The following is a 16,036-nucleotide window of genomic DNA, read 5'->3' as shown; positions in this document are numbered from 1 at the left end:
ACCCACCATGCTGCGACTGATGGACTGGTTCTGCGGCGCCGGCGGCAGCAGCCAGGGCGCACACGCCGTCCCCGGCGTCGACGTCTCCCTCGCCGCGAACCACTGGCAGCGCGCCATCGAGTCCCACGCCGCGAACTTCCCCCAGACCGCCCATTACCGCGGCGACATCCGCGAGGCGCCCGTCGAGCGTTGGCCCGTCGCCGACATCTTCTGGGCTAGTCCCGAGTGCCCCCAGTGGTCCAACGCCCGCGGTAAGCGCCGCGACTTCGCCACCTCTCTGCAGGACGACCTGTTCGGCGAGAGCGCCCCGGCCGAGGAAGTCGAGCGCTCCCGCGCCCTCATGGAGGAAGTCCCCCTGTACTTGAGGGGCGTGCAGGACCGCGGCGGCCTGGTCCTCGCCGGCGTCGTCGAGAACGTCGTCGACGTCCGCGCCTGGGACCAGTTCGACCGGTGGCGCGGCGAGTTCCACAAACTCGGCTACTCCACCCGCCTGATCGCCCTCAACTCGATGCACGCCGACCCGCGCAGCACAGAACAGGCCCCGCAGTCCCGCAACCGCTTCTACATGGGCTACCTGCACCGCTCCGTCGGCCGCACCCCCGACTGGGACAAGTGGCTCCGGCCCCGGGCCTGGTGCCCGGACTGCGATCAGGTCGTCTCCGCCGTGCAGGTGTGGAAGCGCCCTGGCACCGACATGGGCTCCTACCGGCAGCAGTACGTCTACCGTTGCCCCCAGGTCACCTGCCGCAACCGGATAGTGGAGCCTGACGTCCTGCCGGCCGCTGCCGCGATCGACTGGTCCCTGCCCGGCCAGCGCATCGGGGACCGAGCCAAGCCCCTCGCCCCGAAGACCCTCGCCCGCATCGAGGCCGGTCTGCGAAAGTTCGCCCGCCCCATCCCCGGCGGCGACCAGCTCGTCCCGCCGCTGATGGTTCCCGTCGAGGGCCGTGACGGAAAGGAAGCCGGTACCGCCAACGACCCACTACGCACCCAGACCGCCCGCAACGAGACCGGCCTGGCGTGGCTGCCGTTCATCGCCGAGCTGCGCGGCGGCGGCTCCGTCGCCCGCCCCGTGCTGGAGGCGCTCGCCACCGTCACCGCGTCCGGCAATCACCACGGCCTGGTTGCTCCGGCCGGCACCAGCGAACACCTGCTGGTGCCCTACTACGGCAACGGCACGGCCCGCCGCGTCACCGACCCCATCGGCGCCCTCACCACCCGGGACCGGTACGCCCTGGTGTCCGGCGCTGTCGACCTCGACGACGCGCTGTTCCGGATGCTGGAGCCCCACGAGATCGGCCGGGGCATGGCATTCGCCCGCGACTACACCGTGCTCGGCAACAAGCGGGAGCGGGTGAGGCAGTACGGCAACGCCGTGACGCCGAACGTCTCCGAGGTCATCATCTGCGCCCTCGTCGAGGCGATCACCGGCGAGGACATCGAACGGTACGCGGCGGCGCCTGCGGCTGCGGCCTCCAGGGCCGCCGCGTGACCGTCAGCCCGTGGCTGGTCCTGGCCGGCGCCCTCCTCGGCGCCGGCCTCGGGACCATCCTCCTCGCCCTCCACCCCACCGGCCGCACCGACCAGCCACCCGACACCCGCCAGCAGGCCGAGGACAGCGGCCTCATCCCCAGACAAGGAACCACCACATGAGCCACCCCCAGATCGGCGAACCCCTCACCGCACCCGAACTCGACGTCCTCCGCCGCGGCGCCAACGGCCAGACCAACGCCACCATGGCTCGCGCCCTCCACGTCAGCGACTACACCATCAACTCCCGATGGAAGAGCATCTTCGACAAGCTCGGCGTCTCCAGCCGCGGCCACGCCATCGCCCTCGCCCTCCGCGTCGGCATCCTCAGACCCGGCGACGTCGACGCCTCCCGCTTCCTCAACGCCATCCGCGACCGGGCCCGCACCGCCGAAACCGCCCTGCAGACCATCCGCCAGCTCCACCGCCCGTCCGGCGACCCGGGACGCCAGGTCTGCCCCACCTGCAGCCGCCCCGGCCTCCTCGCCCCCTGGCCGTGCAAGACCGCCCGCGCACTCGACACCACGGAGGCAGCAGCATGACCAGCGCCTACCAGCATCAGCTCGTTCAGCAACTCCGCGCCGCCGAGGACGAACTCGGCCACCGCCGCCGACAGGTCGCCGAGCTGGCCGACGAGCTCACCGCCACCCGCGCCCGCGTCATCCGCAGCCGCACGGCCTGGTGGTCCGCCTGCCGTCGAGCCGCCGACTACCGCGCCAGCCTCGACCACACCATCGCCGCTGCCGAACGCGGCTCCGACGACCTCGCACGCATCGCCCACGACCAGCTGACCCGCGCCGAGCAGGCCGAGGTCTGCATCGCCGCCGTCCGGGCACTCGCCGCCGACATGCGCACCTGGTGCAGCCCGCACGGCATCGCCGTCGACTACGCCGACCGCATCGACGAGGTCCTCGACCGGACCACGCCTTGACCTGCCCCGACGACGAGTGGGACGACGACCTGTTCGCCGACCTCGACCCCGACGACTGGGAACCTCTCCCCGCCAGCCGACCCACCATCGACGTCATCCGCGGCATCGACGACTACCAGCCCAGGAGAGCCGCATGACCAACGACCAGCAGAAGCGGCCCAAGTCGATGCCTAGCGACGTGGCGTCCTGGCTGCAGTCGGAGCTGGACCGAGTGGAACAGATCGCCCAGGCGGCTGCCGTAGCGGACGGGCCGGTGTGGACCTACAACCCCGGTGACTACTGGATCATCTCGGGTTCGGGCGGCGGCCCGCTGGTGTACGACGAGGGCACGCCGACGGGTCCACAGGCGCGGCACATCTCGCTGTGGGACCCGCAGTCGGTGTTGCGCCGGGTGGCAGCCGACCGGCGGATCCTCGCCGAGCACAAGATAGTTCGGGTTCTTGGTTGGGCTGCGGACTGGCAGGATTCGTGCGCCATCTGCGGCTCTTTCCAGGTGCCATGCCGGACGGTGCGGCTGCTCGCCGAGGGCTACGGCTGGGAGGAACCGCAGTGAGCCGCGAACTCCGCCACGTCGAGGTGACCGTCACCGTCCTCGACTGTGAGCACCTTCCCGCCAAGGACGGCCAGCAGATGTACGCCGACGACGTCGTCCAGGAGATTCGAGACGTGATGGCTGCCGCGCTCACCGGCTGGTACGAGCAGCGCGGACACGACCTCCTCGCTTACGAACCCGACCTCTTGTAGGCGCCTTAGACGCGCCACCTCCGAGCCCGCCCCACAACACCCCGCACCGCGCACCAGGAGACCGGACATGCTCCCTGCCCCGATCGTCGACCGCCTCCGCACCCAGCTCGCCCAGGTGCCCGAGCTGATAACGCTCGCGCACCTCGCGCTCCTGCCCGGCTCCGGCCAGCGCGGGGCCCGCGTCTCCGGCGCCACCCGCACCGCCCCGCTCCCGTGCCGCGTGGACGTGCTCTCCCTCCTCGGCCCCACCGCGGCCACCGTTCACGACGACCACGGCGACCAGATCGCCGAGCCCAGCCTCGGCATCCTGCACGGCTGGTGCCAGGTCGTCCTTGAAGACCGACGCCGCGCCAACGACTGGACCGCCTGGACCCGTCTGCCCGGAAGCGATCACGAGGCCACCGTCAGCCTGGCCACCCGCTACCTGCTGTTCCACGCCGAGTTCGCCGCCACCCGCCCATACGCCCGTGAACTGGCCGACGAGGTCAGTGCCCTACACCGTCACCTCAACCGGGTCACCGGCTGGCCCATCGCCCCGACCCGGCATGCCCGGCAGGTCTGCCCCCGCTGCCAGCTCATGACCGTCACCGTCCGCCCGGACGGCATGCGGGAGTGCTCCGCCCTCGACTGCCGCGCCGTCCTCAGCACGCAGGAGTACACGGACCGCGCCGAGCAGGTCATCGCCGAACTCGCCGCGGCGTGACTTGCCAACCAGCGCCGGGCCAACCGCTGATGCGCCCTGATGCGCGGCGGATGCGCCGCAGGTCATCGGCATGACAACGGCCCCACCCGGATGCTCGGGTGGGGCCGTGATGCGTGGTGATACGTCAGGCGGTCGGAGGCTCGGGGACGGCTTTGGCGCTGACGACGGTGCGTTCGCGCAGCGGCGGGACTCCGCCAGCCTTGGCGACGCGGCCGACGTGCTGCCGCTCGTAGGGGACTATGCGGGTCACCTCGGATGGGCCAAGCGTGCGGGCCTTGAGTACGTCAACGATGCCGGCGTTGAGTGCCACGCGGGCTGCTTCGAGCTTGGCCTCGGCCTCCGTGTAGGCAGCACTGAGCTCGGCGAGCCGGTCGCGTGCCGCCTGTTGATCGTCAGTGCTGGTCATGCCCCGATGATGCCACGCCCTGTTCCTTCGCTGATAGAGCCGACACCTGCCACCTCGTGATGCATCTTGACGTTGCAACTTCATGATGCAAATATGAGTGAAGGCAGGCACCAGCGCCACCCCCAGGGGAGGAACCCGATGCGCGTCACCGCCAAGCTCCGCACCGCCCGCGACACCAACCGGGCCACCCAGTACGCCACCCTCAACGGCCGCTACCAGGCGATGCTCCAGCGAGGCGAGATCACCCGCACCGGCGACCACCTCGACCGCCTCGGCATCCAGCTTCCCGACGGCCAGCAGTCCTGGTACGGCCGGCACGTCGCCAAGGCCCACCGCACCACCACCGGCCACGACGCGCCCCGCGCTTGGGTCCAGCACCGCACCACCGGCCGCTGGATCGCCGTCCACGTCTACGCCCCCGACGCGCCCGCCCTCACCGCCGGCCTGTGGTCGTACAAGGCCACCCGCGCGGTCGTCACCGCCGCCGACCTCACGGAGGCCGCGTAGACCAACTTCGCCGCCCCGACCAGCCACCCGCACACCACCACAAAGGACACCCGCATGACGCCCGCCCTCGCCCTCGCCATGAACGTCACCGGCACGCTCCTCACCCTCGCCCCGCTCGACCCGGCCGACGTGCGGGCCGCCCGCCGCGCCATTGACCCCACCGCCCCGTACGAGCAGGACCCCGACGTGGCCGCCGACCTCGCCCTCATCCGGCGCACCACCGCCTGGCTGCCCACCTGGCAGCACTATGGCGCCGCCGAGTTGGACCGCCGCCTGCTGCTTGCCAGCGCCGCCGAGGACCGGCTCCTCGCCGCCTACGGCTACCTCGTTCCCACCACCGAGCAGCGCTACCAGCGTCGCACCCAGGCCCGCCTCGCCGCCGAGGCCATCCAGGCCACTGCCGACCTGGCGCACCCGCCCGCCGACTGCCCCCGTTGCCGCAGGTGGGAGGACTGTCCGGCGGCCGACCGCGCTCACCGTGACGCGATCCATGCCGACTGGGTCAACCGCTGGCACACCACCGCCTGACCCATCCCCGTGACCACCCCGCCCCGCTTCCCCGGAGCCCCTCCATGACCCGCCTCGCCCAGGCCACCCGCTACGTCGAGCACACCGTCAACGGCCGCACCCGGCTCGTACCCCAGGACTACACCGCACCCGCGGCGCCCCGCGACTGGGACCAGATCATCCTCGGCAGCATCACCACCGCCGCCATCGGAGTCGGCGCCGGCTGCATCGCCTGGTCCACCAGCAGCATCGGCACCCTGCTCTCCCAGGCCGCGCCCGCCCCCGTCGCCTACGGCGGCGCCGCCGTCTTCGACACCCTCTGGATCGCCTGCCTCGGCCTCGAATGGCTCGCCCGCTACGAGCCCGCCAAGGCCGCCGCCGCCCGCAGTGCCGGCCTGCTCTGCCTGACCATCGCCGTCGCCGCGCTCCTCGTCGAGGGATACACCGGCATGCACATGGCCGCAGGCATCGTCGGCGCCTTCATCTCCATCGGCGTCAAGCGGTTGTGGACCCTCGTCCTGGCCCGCCACGCCCGCCGCCTCGACCCGCTGACCCAGGCGTGGGTCGAGCAGGAGATGGACGAGGTCGGCGGACAGCTCGCCCTCGCCGGCATCAACCGGCGCCTCGCCCGCGACCGTGCCCAGATCGCCGCCCACTACGCCACCGTCGCCGACGACGGACCCGACCCGGACAAGCCCCGCGGGCAGCGTCCGGACAACATCGACCCGGTTGTCCGAGGCGCCATCCTCGCCGCCATCGCGACCATGCCCGGCGCGACCCCCAGCGAGATCGTCGATCAGCTCGTCCACGCCCGCATCACGACTGACGAGGACACTGTCCGGGCCGTGTCCGGACAGGCGGACAGCAGGTCAGCTACCCTGCATGACCTCGACGCCCGCCGCGAGTCGGACAGCCTCACGGACACTGTCCGGCACCTTGTCCGGAAGGGCGTCACCGACGACGACGCGCTCGTCACGCTCGTCCGCTACGTCCACGGCGACGACGTCAAGCCGGACACTGTCCGCCGCCTCGCACAACGCGTCGGTTGAAGAGACGCCCCGTGTCCGCACTGCTGTGGACGGTCCCCGCCGTGCTGGCCTACGCCGGCCTCTACCTCGCCGGGGACCACACCATCCGCCTCACCCTGCGCCTCACCGGCGCCTGCGCCATCGGCGCCCTCACGTTCGCCCTGATCCTCAGGAGCTGACCATGACCACCATCCCGCCCCCGCCGACCTACCCGCCCACCATCGGGCCGGCCGCCGTCGAGGAGCCCGAGGCCGTCGGCCTCACCAAGACCACCAACGCCGAGACCGAGCCCGCCCCGACGGCTGCCGAGCCGCTCGACTGGAACGCCATCGCCGACCGCCTGGGCCACACCATCGGCACCCTGATCAGCGAAACCTCGGAGGAGCGTGAGGCCCGCATTCAGGCCGATCGCGAGGCCCGATACGCGGCTGCGGGGGAGACCGACTCACAGCGGAAAGCCCGCCACAAGCGGGAGGCGATCGCCCGCAAGCGCAAGGCCTCCGCGCTGCGACACCAGGACGGCACCGAGCGCGCCAAGCGATTCCGTCGCTGGTGCATTGTCACCGCCATGTCCGCCTCAGCCGGATACGCCGTCGGCCTGGTCCAGCTCGTCGCCCACCTACCGCTACCCGTCGGCACCGCAGCCCTCATTGGTGGCTGGGCCCTGGACCTGCGCGTGCGCGGCCTCGTCATCGACAGGCGTGGACAGGGCCGCGGCCCCACCCGAGTCACCGCGGTCCGAGGCGCGGCACCCCTCATCCTCCTGACGATCGCGCGCATCCCCGTCGCCTCCGCTCTGACCGGCGTTCTGCACGCCGACGCCCTCCTCAACGTCGTCCATCTCTCGCACTGACAGGAGCACCTTTCATGGACGGGCTCGTAAGCCTCGGCGCCGGCGGCGCCGCACTGGTCGGCTCCTTCGCCCTGCTCGCGGGCGTCAGGGGCAACAACAAGCTCAAGATCGACAAGGAGGACGTGCCGTACTGGTCGTTCAGCATCGGTCTCATCGCCGCCGCCGGAGGCACCGCATTCGACGGAATCCCCGAAGTCGGAAACCAGTTCAACCAGGCATTCCAGCAGGCCCACGGCCTCGGCGAGTGGAAGGTCGGTGCCACCGCCGCCGTCCTCACGATCGCCATCTTCGGCCTCAAGGCGCGGCCCTGGAAGGACGTCCCGCTCGGCGCCATCGCCCCGACCGTGTTCACCGCTGCCGGCGGCCTGTGGGCGCTGCCTGTCACGATCTTCGGTGCGCTCCTTCGCGCCCTGGTCGGCGCCTGATGGCCAGCCGCACCGTCGCAGGGATCATGGTCCCGGTCAGGGCCGTCCTCGACGGATCGCCCGTCCTCGCCCGCCGGTTGGTCGCCCCGGCCGTCGAACGCCGAGCCACTGCAGCAGAGGAAGGCGCCAAGGCCGACAAGGCGAAGGCCGACGCCCGAGTCGCGCAGTTGGCCAAGCTGACCGGCGCCGCCCGAGAGGCCGCCCAGAAGGCCCACGCCGACGAAGACCGGACCGTCCACAAGGAGCGCTGGAGCAAGCGGGCCGACGCCGTCGGGGCCGCGGTCGTGGTCGCCCTTATCGGAGGCCCCGTCACCTGGTCCGTGGTCGGCCCGTGGGTACCCGCCGCTGTCTGGTCCGGCCTCGGCCTGTGGGGCATCGCCGCGATGATGCACGCCCCTCGGGCCGGGGAGGAGGTTCCGGCCCCCGAGCAACGCGAGACCACCGCGCCGGCCGCCCCCGCCACTGCCCCGGAGGACGACGGCGAGTGGATCCAGGACTCGCCCGACGAGGCCGTCCTGTGGGCCCTTATCCGGCACACCGCCGGCCTCACCAAGCAGGGCACTGCCGCCCACCTCCAGGCCATCCTCGAAGAGGCCCGCAAACGCGGCGAGATGACCGACTGGACGGTCTCCGATCTGGCCGAGGAACTGGCCTCCTACAGGGTGCCCGTGGTGGAGCAGAAGAAGCTCACGATCGGGGGGCGCCAGTACAACCGTGCGGCGGTTCTCCTCGCTGCCCTCCCCGAGGCCGACCCGGCGCCCGTCCCGGCCATCGTCCAGGGCGCCGCGTGAGCCGTGTCCCCCGAGCCGCCCGCGCTCCACCCCATGGCCGCCAAGTAGGCGGTAGGAACCGCAGGTCAGAGCACGCCTACCGCCCGCCCTACCAGGCCCAACTACCCCAGAGCTACCGACAGGAGAGCCCAGATGACCAAGGACGAAGCGATCACCCGGGCCGCCCGCGAGGTCCTTGCCCACGGCGGACCCGCCTGCCTCACCGACCCGCACATCGCGCTCCGCGCCATGGACGACGCGATGGCCCTCGGCGCCACCGAGGACGACATCAAGGCCGAGATGCGCCGCCAGCGCGAGGCGAGCGGGCAGTGACCGACCCCCGCCGAGACGACGACCAGCGCACCCAACGACTCCTCGTCGACATTCGGTTCGGCACCGACACCGACAGCATCCCCGCCGAGTTCGCCGAGCTGATCAAGAACGCGCTCACCGAGGGCTACGCCGGCCGCTACGACGGCACCTACCCGCCCCCCGGCCACACCTACCCGGAGGTCCGACCGTGAAGACCATCGACCAGCAGCTCGACGCCGCCGAGGCCAAGCTCACCGAGCTGCAACAGCGGTTCGTCGAGTGCGACTTCGACGCCGACGAGCGCGGCCGAATCTACGACCAGATCGTCGCCACCCGCCGCGAGATCGACCGCCTGTCCACCCTCCAGCCGACCACATGACCACGCCCCGGGGCGGCCGTCCAGCCTGCCAGCACAGCCGGCCGCCCCGGGCCCTCCACCACCCACCAGAGCAGCAGAGGAGAGCCCATCATGGCCTACGCCAACGGCGACGCCCAGCAGCCCCAGCCGCAGCCCGAACCGCGCGTCGTCGAGCGCGGAGGCGGCATCAGCATCCACTGGCCCCAGCCCGCGCCCCAGCCCCCGGCCGAACCCACCAGTTGACCAACCCGCCCGCCCCGCTCGATCGACGGGGCGGGCCTTCCCGCGAGAGGATGAGGTATGAGTCACCGTCCCTTCCCCGACCGCAACCGGGCTCTCCACCAGCTGTGGCGACACCGGCCGAACAGGGCTGCGACTGCTGGCATAACCGTCAGCCTCGAAACTGACGTGAGCCCATTCCTTGCTGCGATTCAGCAGGTCCAAGCCGACATGATGTTCGGATGGCACCCGGACCTCCAGGAGGCCGACGGCACGCTGGACAACCTGTATCCGGAGATGAACGAATGACCGCCGACCTGGTGACGTTCCTCCGCGCCCGCCTCGACGAGGACGAGAGGGCTGCGGTCGATACCCTCACGCCAGCAGCTAACATCGGCCGCTTCCGAGGGAAGCCAGTCCAGCGATGGCAGGTGACGCTGAACGGGCGAGGCCTCATAGACGCCGATGGCGGCAGAAGCCGGGCGAGGGATGTCTATCCGGCCGAGGCGCAACACGTCGCCCGACACGACCCGGCCCGGGTACTGGCCGAGGTCGACGCCAAGCGGCGCATCATCGACGAGTGCGAGGGCGCGGTGAACCACGACAGCCGCGGCATGCTGTCGATGGCCGACAGCATCCTCAGCCTGCTCGCCCTGCCGTACCGCGACCACCCCGACTACCGGCCCGAGTGGGCACCCGACGCCTGATCGGTCATGCCGCTTGCGCATGATCGGCGCCCGTCCTAACCTAAAACGCAGCAGGTAGCCCCTGCCCAGAAACAACCCGAAGGCCCCGTCAGCATCGCTGCGGGGCCTTCGCCGTCAGATTTCCGGACCGTGTCGCTGGCTCTCCCCGCGTCAGGGTGACCCGGCGAGGCGACGGAGCGGGTACCGAAAGGCCCGCACGGCCCCGGTGTTGACGCACCCGGGGCCGTTCTGCTTCCCCGGGGAGGTGCCGTGCCCGTCTACCCGAACCCACCGCTCACCGACATCAGACCGGACGACCTCGCCGACCGAGTCGGCACCGCCGCCGCGTTCGGCGTCAGCGAGAGCACCGTGAAGTGGTGGGTCCACACCGGTCTCATCGAAGCACTGCCGATCCCCGGCGGCCCGCAGCTGTACCACTTGCCGACCGCCGCCCGCGCCGAGTACCGCGCCTGGCAGCACGGCGCCGACCGGGCCGCACGCGGCGGACGCCGACCCGGCTGGCGACCCGGACAGGTCGCCGCCTAACCCTCCCCTCGCCTTCACCGATCAGGAGACGCCCATGTCGCTCGCCGACGACTACCACGCCCTCGCCGCCCGCCTCCGCGCCGAGGGCCACCACCTCGCCGACGAGGCCCACCGCCTCTGGGAGCGCCTCCGCGGTGACGAGGGCGCGTTCGTGACCGAGGTCGGCGCCGACGCCCACAAGGTGGCGATCGACGCGGGCCCCGTCGTGGCCGAGGTCAAGGCCGACGCCGCATCCATCGGCGAGGACGTCGCCCAGGAGGCCAAGGCCATGACCGCCGAGGCCGCCGACGCCGTCAAGACCACGGTGGCCGACATCGCAAAGCCCAGCCCGCAGGCCTGACCAAGGTGAGGTGAGCCCATGGTCGCTCGCCGACTACCCGCCAACCGCCGCGACGCCCACCAAGTCCAGCTCGCTGAACGCCGACGCGACGCCGTTCGACTCCGCATCGCTGGCAAGACGTGGCAGGAGATTGCCGACCTACTCGGCTACGACTCCAAAGGCGGCGCCTGCAAAGACGTCAGCCGTGCCTTGCAGAAGGCGGTCACGGACCTCGCCCTGCCGCTGGAGGAGTACCGGCAGCTCGAACTCGACCGGCTCGACGCCATGCAAGACGCCCTCTGGCCGAAGGTCCTCGACGGCGACACCCGGGCCATCGACACCGCCCTCCGCCTCATGGACCGCCGCGCCAAGCTCCTCGGACTCGACGCGCCGACCCGCACCGAGGGGGTGCTGAGCCTCGATGTCATCGACGCCAGCATCGCCCAACTCACAGCCCAGGTCGACGCTGCTCGAACACAAGCTGAACCGGCTGACTGAGCTCCGCCGGCTGATCGCCGAGCGGGACCGGTTGAACGCGGAACGCCTCCGCAACGTCGACGTGTTCGCTCTCCTCGGCTACGAACCGACCGCCCGGCAGCGAGAGTTCCACGACGCCACCGAGTTCGACGTCCTCTACGGCGGTGCGGCCGGCGGCGGCAAGACCCGCGCACTGCTGATGGAGGGGATCAGGGCCTGCGTTCGCTACCCCGGTCTGCGGGTCGGCGCGTTCCGCCGCACCTACCCGGAGCTGAAGGAGAGCCTGCTCGCCGAACTTGCCCAGGCCGAGTACGCCGTAGCACTCGGCGCCGTGTGGAACGCCAGCGAGTACGAACTGCGCTTCCCCAACCGCAGCATCCTGATGTTCCGGTACGCCGAGTCCCTCAAGGACGCTACCCGCCGCCAGGGCGGCCAGTACCAGCTCGTCCTCTTCGACGAGCGGACCCTCACCTCACCGGACGTCTGCGCGTTCCTGGAGAGCCGCGTGCGGTCCGGCCGGGCGGACGTTCCGGTGCTCGGCATCCGGTCGGGCACCAACCCCGGCGGCCCCGGCCACGGCACTGTGAAGGCCCGCTACATCGACTCGACCGCCTACGGCACCAAGGTCATCACCGACCAGCGCGGACGGAAGGTCCGCTTCATCCCGTCCAAGCTCGCGGACAACCCGCACGTCAACGCCGAATACGCCGACGACCTGCGGAACCTCCCCGAACAGCTCCGCAAAGCCTTCCTCGACGGGGACTGGGACAGCTTCATGGGCCAGGCCTTCGCCGAGTGGTCCCACGACCGGCACACCCTCGACCCGATCACCATCCCCGCCGAGTGGCGGCGCGTCATGGGCATCGACTGGGGCTACGCGGCCCCGTGGGCGGCTCTGTGGCTCGCTGTCGACGAGGACGGCCGCGTCTGGGTGTACCGGGAGCTGTACCAGCGGCAGGTCGGAGAACAGCAGCAGGCCGAACGGATCCTCGCGACCGAGGCCGGCGAGACCGTCGGACCGCGGTGGGCGGACGACGCGATGTGGGCCACCCGCGGCGACGCCAAGCCCATCGCCCGCGTCTACGCAGACCACGGCGTCCACCTCACCGAGGCCGGCAAAGGCGGCCGAGTCGCCGGCTGGCAGCGCCTACGCTCCTACCTCGCCGACGGCCCCGCCTGCCCGCACCACCGCGCCCAGGGCTGGGACACCTGCCCGCGCCTCCACGTCCTACGGACCTGCGAGAACCTGATCCGCGAGATCCCCGCCCTCCCCTTCGCCACCAGCGGCGACCCCGAGGACGTCGACAGCACCGCCTCCGACCACGCCGCCGACGCCCTCAGGTACGCACTGATCAACCTTGGCAGCGGACCGAAGTTCCCAGTCTTCGACGAACCCGCGCCGCACCCAGCAGCAGAGACGCTGAAGGCGCCGTTCGCCAGCGTGTTCGCCCACCAGCCAGCGCCCGACGATCCCGACCACGACGACGACGTTCCCGAGCGTGGGGCGGTGAGGAGGTCCCCGTGGGCTTCTGGTCCCGCCTGACCGGCCGCGATGTTGCCGAGGCCGCAACCACCACGCCGGCTCCGGCCGCCCCGGCGCCGAAGGAAGTCGCCCGCCGCGGCTACGAGTACGGCATCCCACGCGGCGGCACGACCGAGAACAACCAGGGCGGCGGCGACCTCGGCAACGATCGGCGCGAGCTCCTTCAGCAGCTCTACCAGGTCTACAACACCTGCACCTGGGCGTCGGCCTGTGTGGACGCGATCGCGCGCACCGTCACTGCCGGCGGCCTGTACATCGACTGGGCCAGCGACGACCTGGAGGGCTCCAAGAAGGCGCCGTCCCGGCCGGCCAACGTCCAGCGGTTGCAGCAGCTGATCGACTACTGCAACCCGTACGAGGACATGCGGCAGCTGTTGCGCGGAGCTGTCACCGACCTTGAGGTAGCCGCCGATGCCTATATCGAGGTCGTGTGGTTCCTCGGCGAGCCGATCGCCCTGTACTCCCTCGACGCCGCGTCGATGCGGATCATCTCCGACCCTCACGGCCAGGTCACGCAGTTCGTGCAGGTCACCGAGGACGGCCAGAAGGCCTACTTCGAGCCACACGAGATCATCCACATCACCATGGACACCCCGCGGTCCGGCCTCCACGGAACCAGCCCGACGGAGAAGGCGCTGCTGCCGATCACGACGTGGCTTTACGCGTCCGGTCTGCTCAAGGAAACGATGCGCAAGGGCGACCCGCCGCTGCTGCACATCGACATGCCCGAGAGCATGAGCGAGAACGCGATCAAGCGGTGGCTGCAGCAGTTCCGGGTGAGGATCCTCGGCCCGAAGAACAAGGGCGAGCCGATCGTCACATCCGGCGGTGCGCACGTCACTGAGCTGCAGCCCTCCCGCGTCCCCGACCTGCACGCCACCAAGGACCAGGCGCGTGACGAGATCCTCTCCGAGTACGGCGTCCCGCCAGCACAGGTCGGCGTGATCGAGTCCGGCAACCTCGGCGGCGGTACCGGTGACAGCCAACGCAAGATGTTCATGACGAACACCTGCGGGCCCGTCGCAGGGCTGATCCTGGAGAAGCTCAACTTCCACCTGACCAAGCAGGGATTCGGCATCGAGGGCTGGACGCTGAAGCTCCGCGAGGTCGACATGCGCGACTCGCTACAGGTCGAACAGATCCGCGACCTGCGGATCCGCAACGGCCTGTGGCTCCTCAACCGCGGCCGAGCCGACATCGGCGAGCCGCCGGTCGAGGGCGGCGACGATGCCGTCCTGATCGACCGCCAGAACCTGGTCCTCTGGAAGGACATCGCCGTCATGTCCAAGGCGATCATCGCCAAGGCCGCGGCCCCTGGACTCCAGGCCGGCGCGCTGATCGACGGCATCGACATGAAGCCCGAACCCGATCCGCAGCCCGTGCCGCCGGAACTCGCCGCCCATGCTGCGGCGATGGCCGACGGCCAGCGTCCGGCGCCCGGACAGCCAGCCGTACCGCCGGGCCCGACCGCTGAGGCGTACGACTGGCAGACCTACTACGAGGCGATGACCGGCAGCGGCGGGGAGGAGCCCGATGAGTTCTCCTCCCGACTCCGGCGTGCTCTCGCAGCCGCCTGATCCGCCCGGCCCGACCAGCGACCGGCCCGAGCCGCCCCGCGAAGGCGACCGCCAGGCACCCGGCGGGGCACTCGCCGCCGCCGGCGCCTGGCCACTGATCCGCAAGCAGATCTTCTGAGGAGCAGTCGCATGTCCCATCTCTCCCCGACCATTGGCCGCATCGTCCACTACCGCCTCGCCGAGCACGACGTCAGCCAGATCCGCGCGCTCCCCACCGTCCACCTCAACCCGGTCCAGGCCGGGCAGGTCTACCCGGCCGTCATCGTTCGGGCCTGGGGCAACCGGCCCGACTCAGCGGTCAATCTCCAGGTGCTGCTGGACGGCCAGGCCCAGCTGTGGGTCACCTCCCGCACCGCGGGCGACGACAACGGCACCTGGTTGTGGCCGCCCCGCGCGTGACCGACCGGCTGCCGACGCTCCCTCTCGCCGCGCTGGAGGGCGTGTGGGCGGCGGTTTACCGGCACCGGGACCGGCTGGAGGCTGCTGCTGCCGAGCAGGTCCTGGCCGCGTGGCGCCTGCTGGCCGCCGACCTGGACCTGACGGCCGTCATGACGGCCCTGCGCCAGCAACTCGGCGAGGCCAGCCCGGCGGCCGAGCGGCGCCGCCACGTCCAGCAGGTCACCGCAGCGGCGGTCCTCGCGCAGCTCGCCGCGCTGACGCGGCGCCCCGCATGGGCCGCATTGATCGCCGCGCTCACCGCGATCCTGCGCCAAGGCCGCGCGGCCGGACGCCACGCCGGGCACGCCGTCATGGACGACGACCCCGACCAACTCGCCGACGATGACGGCGAAGTGCCAGACGACGGCGACCCGGCCGAGGACACCGCCGCCGCCTACACCGTCACCGCCGCCGCCCTGCGCGGCACCGCACAGACCATCGCCGGCACCCTCCTCTCCGGGGTCGAGCAGGGGGACGACGAGCGGGCGATGCAAGGCCAGGCCGACGCCAGCCTCACCGCCGGCACGGCCTGGTCCCTAGCCGCCGTCACCGCGTCGGCAGCCGCATTCACGACCGGCTTGGTCGATGCCTACCTGCGTCGCGGTGTCCAGCAGCTCGACTACGTGACCGCCGGGGACGGCCGCGTGTGCCCCACCTGCTCGAACGCCGAGGACCGCAGCCCCTGGCCGGCCAACTCGGCGCCCCTGCCCCCGCTGCACCCGCGCTGCCGCTGCACCCTCCAACCCACCCGCGCCACCTGACCGGAGGCCACCATGGCACGCGCACCGCTGGTCACCTCCCAGCCTCCCGACCCGACGGTCGTGTACGTCACCGGCCCGCAGGCCATCTCGGCCAGCGGCGACTCCGGCGCGCTCAACACCTCCGGCATCGCGGCTGCCCTGCTGTCGGTGTTCGTGGCTGGCGCCACCGGCACCACCCCGAGCTTGGCCGTCTACTTCGACGTGCAGGACGCCGCGGGCCAGTGGATCACCACTGCGACCCTCACCGCGATCACCTCCGGCCCCAACTTCGCGTTCGCCGAGATCGGCCCCGGCTCCGGCGGCTACCTGATCACCGGCACCGGCCGTGTCCGGTGGGTCGTTTCCGGCACCACCCCGAGCTTCACCGGGGTCACGATGTCGCTGATCGGGAGGTGA

General features: G+C 71.3%; 31 protein-coding genes. 30 read left to right on the top strand and 1 reads right to left on the bottom strand.

Features of this window, described 5'->3' with window-relative positions; genetic code table 11:
* The first annotated feature begins 7 nt into the window (after positions 1 to 7).
* The 8 genes from KV557_RS10085 (at position 8) to KV557_RS10050 (ending at position 3,908) form a co-directional block, all read left to right on the top strand.
* Entirely contained in the window at positions 8 to 1,492 is a 1,485-nt protein-coding gene (locus KV557_RS10085) for a DNA cytosine methyltransferase (protein WP_218199469.1), read from the top strand.
* Positions 1,489 to 1,653, top strand: coding sequence for a hypothetical protein (locus KV557_RS10080; protein ID WP_218199468.1), 165 nt, complete (start codon positions 1,489 to 1,491; stop codon positions 1,651 to 1,653). The genes KV557_RS10085 and KV557_RS10080 overlap by 4 nt, the downstream gene beginning before the upstream one ends.
* On the top strand, positions 1,650 to 2,072 hold the full coding sequence (locus KV557_RS10075) for a response regulator transcription factor (RefSeq protein WP_218199467.1): 423 nt from the start codon (positions 1,650 to 1,652) through the stop codon (positions 2,070 to 2,072). Before KV557_RS10080 ends, KV557_RS10075 begins: the two co-directional genes overlap by 4 nt.
* Positions 2,069 to 2,461 carry a hypothetical protein gene (locus tag KV557_RS10070; RefSeq protein WP_218199466.1) on the top strand — a complete coding sequence of 131 codons (393 nt, stop codon included), beginning with the start codon at positions 2,069 to 2,071 and terminating at the stop codon, positions 2,459 to 2,461. Before KV557_RS10075 ends, KV557_RS10070 begins: the two co-directional genes overlap by 4 nt.
* Positions 2,458 to 2,598 (top strand): hypothetical protein, encoded by a 141-nt coding sequence (locus KV557_RS10065; protein ID WP_218199465.1) that lies wholly within the window; start codon positions 2,458 to 2,460, stop codon positions 2,596 to 2,598. Before KV557_RS10070 ends, KV557_RS10065 begins: the two co-directional genes overlap by 4 nt.
* Positions 2,595 to 3,014 carry a DUF6221 family protein gene (locus tag KV557_RS10060; RefSeq protein WP_218199464.1) on the top strand — a complete coding sequence of 140 codons (420 nt, stop codon included), beginning with the start codon at positions 2,595 to 2,597 and terminating at the stop codon, positions 3,012 to 3,014. The genes KV557_RS10065 and KV557_RS10060 overlap by 4 nt, the downstream gene beginning before the upstream one ends.
* Positions 3,011 to 3,205 (top strand): hypothetical protein, encoded by a 195-nt coding sequence (locus KV557_RS10055; protein ID WP_218199463.1) that lies wholly within the window; start codon positions 3,011 to 3,013, stop codon positions 3,203 to 3,205. Before KV557_RS10060 ends, KV557_RS10055 begins: the two co-directional genes overlap by 4 nt.
* A 67-nt stretch (positions 3,206 to 3,272) precedes the next feature.
* Positions 3,273 to 3,908: a hypothetical protein gene (locus tag KV557_RS10050; RefSeq protein WP_218199462.1), complete on the top strand. Its 636-nt coding sequence runs from the start codon at positions 3,273 to 3,275 to the stop codon at positions 3,906 to 3,908.
* A 124-nt stretch (positions 3,909 to 4,032) separates the two neighbouring features.
* Here KV557_RS10050 and KV557_RS10045 read toward each other — a convergent pair whose 3' ends face one another.
* Positions 4,033 to 4,314, bottom strand: a complete 282-nt coding sequence (locus tag KV557_RS10045; RefSeq protein ID WP_218199461.1) for a hypothetical protein — start codon at positions 4,312 to 4,314, stop codon at positions 4,033 to 4,035.
* A 93-nt stretch (positions 4,315 to 4,407) separates the two neighbouring features.
* Between KV557_RS10045 and KV557_RS10040 the strand changes: the two genes are divergently transcribed.
* The 22 genes from KV557_RS10040 (at position 4,408) to KV557_RS44025 (ending at position 16,036) form a co-directional block, all read left to right on the top strand.
* Entirely contained in the window at positions 4,408 to 4,821 is a 414-nt protein-coding gene (locus KV557_RS10040; protein ID WP_218199460.1) for a hypothetical protein, read from the top strand.
* Between the two features lie 54 nt (positions 4,822 to 4,875).
* Entirely contained in the window at positions 4,876 to 5,349 is a 474-nt protein-coding gene (locus KV557_RS10035) for a hypothetical protein (protein WP_218199459.1), read from the top strand.
* 44 nt (positions 5,350 to 5,393) lie between these two features.
* The gene (locus KV557_RS10030; RefSeq protein ID WP_218199458.1) at positions 5,394 to 6,377 is read left to right on the top strand and encodes a hypothetical protein; all 984 of its coding nucleotides are present in this window, start codon (positions 5,394 to 5,396) and stop codon (positions 6,375 to 6,377) included.
* An 11-nt stretch (positions 6,378 to 6,388) separates the two neighbouring features.
* Positions 6,389 to 6,535: a hypothetical protein gene (locus KV557_RS10025; RefSeq protein WP_218199457.1), complete on the top strand. Its 147-nt coding sequence runs from the start codon at positions 6,389 to 6,391 to the stop codon at positions 6,533 to 6,535.
* Positions 6,536 to 6,537: 2 nt separating this feature from the next.
* On the top strand, positions 6,538 to 7,209 hold the full coding sequence (locus KV557_RS10020) for a hypothetical protein (protein WP_218199456.1): 672 nt from the start codon (positions 6,538 to 6,540) through the stop codon (positions 7,207 to 7,209).
* A 14-nt stretch (positions 7,210 to 7,223) separates the two neighbouring features.
* The gene (locus KV557_RS10015) at positions 7,224 to 7,634 is read left to right on the top strand and encodes a hypothetical protein (protein WP_218199455.1); all 411 of its coding nucleotides are present in this window, start codon (positions 7,224 to 7,226) and stop codon (positions 7,632 to 7,634) included.
* Complete coding sequence (locus KV557_RS10010) at positions 7,634 to 8,425, top strand: hypothetical protein (RefSeq protein ID WP_218199454.1); 792 nt, start codon at positions 7,634 to 7,636, stop codon at positions 8,423 to 8,425. The genes KV557_RS10015 and KV557_RS10010 overlap by 1 nt, the downstream gene beginning before the upstream one ends.
* Before the next feature lie 132 nt (positions 8,426 to 8,557).
* Positions 8,558 to 8,737: a hypothetical protein gene (locus KV557_RS10005; RefSeq protein ID WP_218199453.1), complete on the top strand. Its 180-nt coding sequence runs from the start codon at positions 8,558 to 8,560 to the stop codon at positions 8,735 to 8,737.
* Positions 8,734 to 8,928, top strand: a complete 195-nt coding sequence (locus KV557_RS10000; protein WP_218199452.1) for a hypothetical protein — start codon at positions 8,734 to 8,736, stop codon at positions 8,926 to 8,928. Before KV557_RS10005 ends, KV557_RS10000 begins: the two co-directional genes overlap by 4 nt.
* Positions 8,925 to 9,095, top strand: coding sequence for a hypothetical protein (locus tag KV557_RS09995; protein ID WP_218199451.1), 171 nt, complete (start codon positions 8,925 to 8,927; stop codon positions 9,093 to 9,095). The genes KV557_RS10000 and KV557_RS09995 overlap by 4 nt, the downstream gene beginning before the upstream one ends.
* Before the next feature lie 90 nt (positions 9,096 to 9,185).
* The gene (locus KV557_RS42445) at positions 9,186 to 9,317 is read left to right on the top strand and encodes a hypothetical protein (protein ID WP_256177191.1); all 132 of its coding nucleotides are present in this window, start codon (positions 9,186 to 9,188) and stop codon (positions 9,315 to 9,317) included.
* 57 nt (positions 9,318 to 9,374) lie between these two features.
* Positions 9,375 to 9,602, top strand: coding sequence for a hypothetical protein (locus KV557_RS09990; RefSeq protein ID WP_218199450.1), 228 nt, complete (start codon positions 9,375 to 9,377; stop codon positions 9,600 to 9,602).
* Entirely contained in the window at positions 9,599 to 10,000 is a 402-nt protein-coding gene (locus KV557_RS09985) for a DUF6221 family protein (RefSeq protein WP_218199449.1), read from the top strand. The genes KV557_RS09990 and KV557_RS09985 overlap by 4 nt, the downstream gene beginning before the upstream one ends.
* Before the next feature lie 249 nt (positions 10,001 to 10,249).
* Positions 10,250 to 10,525: a hypothetical protein gene (locus KV557_RS09980; protein WP_218199448.1), complete on the top strand. Its 276-nt coding sequence runs from the start codon at positions 10,250 to 10,252 to the stop codon at positions 10,523 to 10,525.
* 34 nt (positions 10,526 to 10,559) lie between these two features.
* Positions 10,560 to 10,865 carry a hypothetical protein gene (locus KV557_RS09975; protein WP_218199447.1) on the top strand — a complete coding sequence of 102 codons (306 nt, stop codon included), beginning with the start codon at positions 10,560 to 10,562 and terminating at the stop codon, positions 10,863 to 10,865.
* Positions 10,866 to 10,883: 18 nt separating this feature from the next.
* Positions 10,884 to 11,342: a hypothetical protein gene (locus KV557_RS09970; RefSeq protein WP_218199446.1), complete on the top strand. Its 459-nt coding sequence runs from the start codon at positions 10,884 to 10,886 to the stop codon at positions 11,340 to 11,342.
* The gene (locus KV557_RS09965; protein ID WP_218199445.1) at positions 11,266 to 12,864 is read left to right on the top strand and encodes a terminase family protein; all 1,599 of its coding nucleotides are present in this window, start codon (positions 11,266 to 11,268) and stop codon (positions 12,862 to 12,864) included. Before KV557_RS09970 ends, KV557_RS09965 begins: the two co-directional genes overlap by 77 nt.
* The gene (locus tag KV557_RS09960) at positions 12,843 to 14,441 is read left to right on the top strand and encodes a phage portal protein (protein ID WP_218199444.1); all 1,599 of its coding nucleotides are present in this window, start codon (positions 12,843 to 12,845) and stop codon (positions 14,439 to 14,441) included. Before KV557_RS09965 ends, KV557_RS09960 begins: the two co-directional genes overlap by 22 nt.
* Positions 14,398 to 14,559, top strand: a complete 162-nt coding sequence (locus KV557_RS09955) for a hypothetical protein (RefSeq protein ID WP_218199443.1) — start codon at positions 14,398 to 14,400, stop codon at positions 14,557 to 14,559. The genes KV557_RS09960 and KV557_RS09955 overlap by 44 nt, the downstream gene beginning before the upstream one ends.
* A gap of 11 nt (positions 14,560 to 14,570) precedes the next feature.
* Complete coding sequence (locus KV557_RS09950; RefSeq protein WP_218199442.1) at positions 14,571 to 14,840, top strand: hypothetical protein; 270 nt, start codon at positions 14,571 to 14,573, stop codon at positions 14,838 to 14,840.
* Complete coding sequence (locus KV557_RS09945; protein WP_218199441.1) at positions 14,837 to 15,640, top strand: hypothetical protein; 804 nt, start codon at positions 14,837 to 14,839, stop codon at positions 15,638 to 15,640. Before KV557_RS09950 ends, KV557_RS09945 begins: the two co-directional genes overlap by 4 nt.
* A 12-nt stretch (positions 15,641 to 15,652) precedes the next feature.
* A complete protein-coding gene (locus KV557_RS44025; protein WP_218199440.1) occupies positions 15,653 to 16,036 on the top strand; it encodes a hypothetical protein in 384 nt (127 codons plus the stop codon).

This window comes from Kitasatospora aureofaciens (genome assembly GCF_019192735.1).
GTDB lineage: Bacteria > Actinomycetota > Actinomycetes > Streptomycetales > Streptomycetaceae > Kitasatospora > Kitasatospora aureofaciens_A.
Note: the sequence above shows the minus strand (reverse complement) of the source record. Positions and strands in the feature narration are given on the sequence as shown.

Coding starts and splice junctions, on each gene's coding strand:
- KV557_RS10085 (WP_218199469.1), top strand. CDS start 8: ATGCTGCGACTGATGGACTGGTTCTGCGGCGCCGGCGGCAGCAGCCAG.
- KV557_RS10075 (WP_218199467.1), top strand. CDS start 1,650: ATGAGCCACCCCCAGATCGGCGAACCCCTCACCGCACCCGAACTCGAC.
- KV557_RS10070 (WP_218199466.1), top strand. CDS start 2,069: ATGACCAGCGCCTACCAGCATCAGCTCGTTCAGCAACTCCGCGCCGCC.
- KV557_RS10060 (WP_218199464.1), top strand. CDS start 2,595: ATGACCAACGACCAGCAGAAGCGGCCCAAGTCGATGCCTAGCGACGTG.
- KV557_RS10050 (WP_218199462.1), top strand. CDS start 3,273: ATGCTCCCTGCCCCGATCGTCGACCGCCTCCGCACCCAGCTCGCCCAG.
- KV557_RS10045 (WP_218199461.1), bottom strand. CDS start 4,314: ATGACCAGCACTGACGATCAACAGGCGGCACGCGACCGGCTCGCCGAG.
- KV557_RS10040 (WP_218199460.1), top strand. CDS start 4,408: ATGAGTGAAGGCAGGCACCAGCGCCACCCCCAGGGGAGGAACCCGATG.
- KV557_RS10035 (WP_218199459.1), top strand. CDS start 4,876: ATGACGCCCGCCCTCGCCCTCGCCATGAACGTCACCGGCACGCTCCTC.
- KV557_RS10030 (WP_218199458.1), top strand. CDS start 5,394: ATGACCCGCCTCGCCCAGGCCACCCGCTACGTCGAGCACACCGTCAAC.
- KV557_RS10020 (WP_218199456.1), top strand. CDS start 6,538: ATGACCACCATCCCGCCCCCGCCGACCTACCCGCCCACCATCGGGCCG.
- KV557_RS10015 (WP_218199455.1), top strand. CDS start 7,224: ATGGACGGGCTCGTAAGCCTCGGCGCCGGCGGCGCCGCACTGGTCGGC.
- KV557_RS10010 (WP_218199454.1), top strand. CDS start 7,634: ATGGCCAGCCGCACCGTCGCAGGGATCATGGTCCCGGTCAGGGCCGTC.
- KV557_RS10005 (WP_218199453.1), top strand. CDS start 8,558: ATGACCAAGGACGAAGCGATCACCCGGGCCGCCCGCGAGGTCCTTGCC.
- KV557_RS42445 (WP_256177191.1), top strand. CDS start 9,186: ATGGCCTACGCCAACGGCGACGCCCAGCAGCCCCAGCCGCAGCCCGAA.
- KV557_RS09990 (WP_218199450.1), top strand. CDS start 9,375: ATGAGTCACCGTCCCTTCCCCGACCGCAACCGGGCTCTCCACCAGCTG.
- KV557_RS09985 (WP_218199449.1), top strand. CDS start 9,599: ATGACCGCCGACCTGGTGACGTTCCTCCGCGCCCGCCTCGACGAGGAC.
- KV557_RS09975 (WP_218199447.1), top strand. CDS start 10,560: ATGTCGCTCGCCGACGACTACCACGCCCTCGCCGCCCGCCTCCGCGCC.
- KV557_RS09970 (WP_218199446.1), top strand. CDS start 10,884: ATGGTCGCTCGCCGACTACCCGCCAACCGCCGCGACGCCCACCAAGTC.
- KV557_RS09965 (WP_218199445.1), top strand. CDS start 11,266: ATGTCATCGACGCCAGCATCGCCCAACTCACAGCCCAGGTCGACGCTG.
- KV557_RS09955 (WP_218199443.1), top strand. CDS start 14,398: ATGAGTTCTCCTCCCGACTCCGGCGTGCTCTCGCAGCCGCCTGATCCG.
- KV557_RS09950 (WP_218199442.1), top strand. CDS start 14,571: ATGTCCCATCTCTCCCCGACCATTGGCCGCATCGTCCACTACCGCCTC.
- KV557_RS44025 (WP_218199440.1), top strand. CDS start 15,653: ATGGCACGCGCACCGCTGGTCACCTCCCAGCCTCCCGACCCGACGGTC.